This window comes from Gemmatimonadota bacterium, assembly GCA_009841265.1.
Classification (GTDB): Bacteria; JAAXHH01; JAAXHH01; order JAAXHH01; family JAAXHH01; genus JAAXHH01.
This window is the reverse complement of sequence record VXMB01000010.1, coordinates 1-4,274: the sequence shown is the minus strand read 5'-3', so window position 1 is coordinate 4,274 and position 4,274 is coordinate 1. Positions and strand designations below refer to the sequence as shown.

Sequence of the window (4,274 nt, the reverse complement as noted above, 5' to 3'; positions counted from 1 at the left end):
AACGTCGTGCCATCGGGACTGAACGCTATATTTCCGGTTCCATCCTTATGTTCTAGGATAGCTACAGACTGTCCTGTAGTAACATCCCACAGCCACACTTTGTCGTCAGCTCCCCCCGCTAGTATACTGCCATCCGGACTAAACGTAACACTATTGATGTGACCCGAATGTCCTATGAAGGTGGTTTTGAGTTGTTTCGTGGCAACGTCCCACAGTCGGACCGCGAGGTCCCCGCCGCCACTTGTGAGCATAGCACCATCCGGACTGAATGCAACACTATAAGTACCGTACGTATGGCCCGTAAGGGTCGCCATAAGTTGTCCTGTGGTAACGTCCCACAGGCGCACCATGTTGTCGTCCCAACTTCCACTTGCGATCGTGTTACCCTCCGGGCTGAATACTATATTTGAGACTGGGGAAGGTGCTGTAAGGAGATCAAGTGTTGCGCCAGTATCGGCATCGTGTATCCAAATTCCGATAGAGCTGGCAACCGCCAGGAGATCGCCTTCCGACGAATACGCTATCCTCCCGGTTAGGTTCCCTTTGCCCAAACGTGCTTTTGCACCTTCAGGTAAACTCCATTTGGTGTAGTCTTGGGCGTAGATATTTGGCAAGAACGCAAGTGTTTCTAAAAAGAAAAGCGTGAGTATGGAAAATTGCACTGTTTTCATCGGCTATATCCCCCTTTATTGGTTACGGGTGCCAATTCTACTTCACAATAAGCATCTTGCGCGTTGCGGAGTAATCCCCTGCTGACAGGCTATAAAAGTAAACCCCGCTTGCGACCGATTCTCCGCCCTCGTTACGACCATCCCAATAGGCTGCCTTTACCCGATCCGTGTAATACCCCGCAGACTGATGCCCCAAATCCAATCGACGTACCGGCACTCCCTTTGTATCATAGATGGTGAGGGTTACGTCAGCGGCATGGGCGAGGCGATACGGAATCCACGTCTCTGGATTGAACGGATTGGGATAGTTTGGCAAAAGTGCTGTCTCTCGCGGTGGCAATGCTGCCAAAAGTTGTTCAAGTACGGCAATGCCGCGCCGATAGACAAGGGAACCGTCATCTGCGGTGTGAGCCATATCGATCCACTCCTGAACTACCTCTCGGTTGAGATTTGACGAACCGCCTCTCTCCCCGCGTGCAAGGAGCAGGAATGCGATTGGTGCGGTGGGAATCATCGTGTCGCTGAACGCGGCAGCAACCTTGACGAGATCCAGAATATCAACAACGCCATCTCCGTTGACATCGGCATCATTCTGCCCTGTTTGTCCCAAGTTTGATCCAACGAAGGTTACATCCAAAATGTTCACCACCCCATCGCGGTTGATATCTCCGGGTTTCGTTCTAGGGGTGAATTCCCACACGAGCACTGTGCCATCCGCACTCCCACTTGCGAGGATGGTGCCAGCCGGATTGAACACTACACTACGGACACCGACCGTATGCCCTATAAGGGTGGCTTGAAGCCGACCAGTAGCGATGTCCCACAGGCGTACCATATTATCCCCGCCGCCGCTTGCGAGTGTCCGCCCATCCGGACTGAACGCGATACTATAGACATCGTATGTGTGTTCTGCAAGCGTCGCTTTGAGTTGCCCGGTGGCAACGTCCCACAGTCCCACCGTTTTGTCCTGACTTCCACTTGCCACCATGGTGCCGTCCGGACTGAACACTATATCTCTGATAAAAGCTCTATGCCCGGTAAGCATGGCTTTAAGCTGTCCTGTGACCGGATTCCACAGCCGGATTGTATTGTCTGTACTCCCAGCCGCGAGAATCGAGCCATTTGGGCTAAATGCTACACTCGTGATAGTCGATATTCCCCACCTAAAAGTGGCGTACTGTTGCCCTGTGTGGACATCCCAGAGACGCAACGTCCTGTCCCAGTGTCCATTTGCAGTGGCAAGCGTGTTACCATCTGGACTGAACGCTACACTGTTGATGCCGTACGTATGCCCGATAAGGGCGGTTTTGAATTGTCCTGTGGTAACGTCCCATAGCCGTACTGTGTGGTCTGAACTCCCACTCGCCAGTGTCCGACCATCCGGACTGAACGCTATCGTCCTAATGGTGTCCGTATGTCCCTTGAGGATGGTTTTAGGTTGCCAGGTAGCAACCTCCCATAACATCACTACCTTCCCGCTTCCAGTTGCGAGTGTGGTGCCATCCGGACTGAACAATATATCTAAACTGCTACCCTTATGCGCTGCGAAAGGTGCTTTGAATTGTCCCGTGGCAACATCCCACAACCATATTTCGCCCCCACTGCTACTTGCGAGGGTGGTGCCGTCCGGACTGAATGCGAGCGTTCCAAACCCGCTCGTATGACGTGTGAGGGTCGCTTTTAACTCTCGCGTGCTTGTATACCACAGTTGCATCGTATCGTCATTCCAACTGTGGTCCCCACTTGCAAGTATTGTTCCGTCCGGACTGAATGCTAAAGTTTCAACTCCACCTGTATGTCCAGTGGTGAGGCTGCCTTTGAGTTGTCCTGTCCGTGCATCCCTCAGTTGTATCTTGTCGTTTCCACCACCTCCACTTGCGAGGGTGATGCCGTCCGGACTGAATGCGAGTGCCTCAACCCCACCCGTCAGTCCAGTAGTAAGGGTCGCTTTTATCTCGCCCGTGCTTGTATACCACAGCCGGATGGTGTTGTCGTCCCAACCACCCCCGGTTGCCAGCGTCCTTCCATCCGGACTAAATGCTACACTATAGACTGCTTTTGTATGTCCAGCGAGGGTGGCTTTGTGCTGTCCTGTGCGTGCATCCCATAGCCGCACTGTCTTGTCGCCACTGCTACTTGCGAGTGTGGTGCTATCCGGACTGAATGCCATATCTGAGATACGGCTTGTATGCCCTGTGAGAGTGGCTTTGAGTTTCCATGTTGCGACATCCCACAGTCGTATTGTCCTGTCACTCCATCTTCCCCCACTTGCGAGCGTTTTTCCATCTGGACTGAACGCTAAACTCTCAACCGGCGTCGTATGCCCTGTGAGTAGATCCAGTTCTGCCCCGGTGTGTACATCGTATATCCAAACCCCGATAGAAGCTCCCACTGCCAAGAATTTCCCGTCCGGCGAATACGCTATATCATATATCCCGCCTTTGCCGAGACGCACTGTGGCTCCTTTGGGTAGATGCCATTGTGGGGAATCTTGGGCGAAGGTACTTGATACAAACAGAATGGAGATGAGTAATAGGCTGAAGCCGAAAAACGCTGCTTTTTTCATGAGGTTTAACCTCCTTGTTCTGTGACTGTCTATCAATTTTTGTGCCAAACATCTTGCTGAGGGTGAGAAATGGAATCTGATTGATTAAACAGGTGGACTTCAGCTTCAGATTGGATAGGGGCTGCTATGTGTGAAATATCTATGCAGTTAAGGGGCGGGTTGTGGACTTAGAGCCGATAGAAGGTAGGGTTAAAACCGTCTTGAGATAGGGCTGTATTTCGCTTACAGGCGGGAGGAGATTGCCCAACATCGTGCACACCTGCGCTTACTTTTAGCCTTCAGTGTGCAAAGTATCCTTTAGATAGTTGGTGGCTGGAGTGTATGCAATTGAAGTGAGGATTTGCCAATTTGTTCGGAGTTTGGGGTGGTGGATGGAGGATTAGTTGAGGCTTGGAGGTGTAATGCAGCTTGAGGTGGATGGTTCAGATTTTGAACACGGTTGTTTTATGAATGGACACAGTATTCGGTGATGGAAAGTGCTTCTTGATGACGATGGGTTAAAGTAGCGCGTGTTGACATTTGACAGCGTGTCCCGCGTAGTCCCGATTATCGGGAGAACGGGATAGGTTGGGTTGAACAGTAACCGTGAAGCCCAACACTCAGTCTTGGCTGTATTCTACATAACCCCATGTGACACCTGTCGCCCCTCTGGGGCTTGGAGGAATTGATTTGCCGATGTGCTATACACCTATCGCCCCGCTGGGGCTAATGAGGAATAATACGCCTCCGTTCTGAGAGTGTTCCACATGTGTAAGCGCTCTTGTAGGTCGAGATTCATATCTCGACATCAAAGCGTCGATTTTGGAAAATCGACCTACAGAAGTCTTTGGGGGTCGGGTTTGCCAATGCGTTGGGAGAGGTAACCTCGCGCTTACTTGGAGGGTTTTAATCCTTAAGCCAATCACAGAAAATCATTACTGCCGCCCGAATTTCTTCAAACAGCGGAATCGCTTTTTGTGCCAGCGTCACTACCCGCGTCGATTCCAGTTCGTATCCGTAAATATGGCGAAGCCCAGTCTCATATACAAAAAAGAAGC

Annotated in this window: 1 protein-coding gene and 1 pseudogene (1 of these 2 running past the window's edge); both read right to left on the bottom strand. The window is 51.4% G+C overall.

The features are described 5' to 3' along the window. A pseudogene (locus F4X08_12680) lies at positions 1-671 on the bottom strand (hypothetical protein); it reaches 1,936 nt to the left of the window's first position. 37 nt (positions 672-708) lie between these two features. Further along, a complete protein-coding gene (locus F4X08_12675) occupies positions 709-3,237 on the bottom strand; it encodes a T9SS type A sorting domain-containing protein (GenBank protein ID MYD26657.1) in 2,529 nt (842 codons plus the stop codon). Positions 3,238-4,274 lie beyond the last annotated feature (1,037 nt).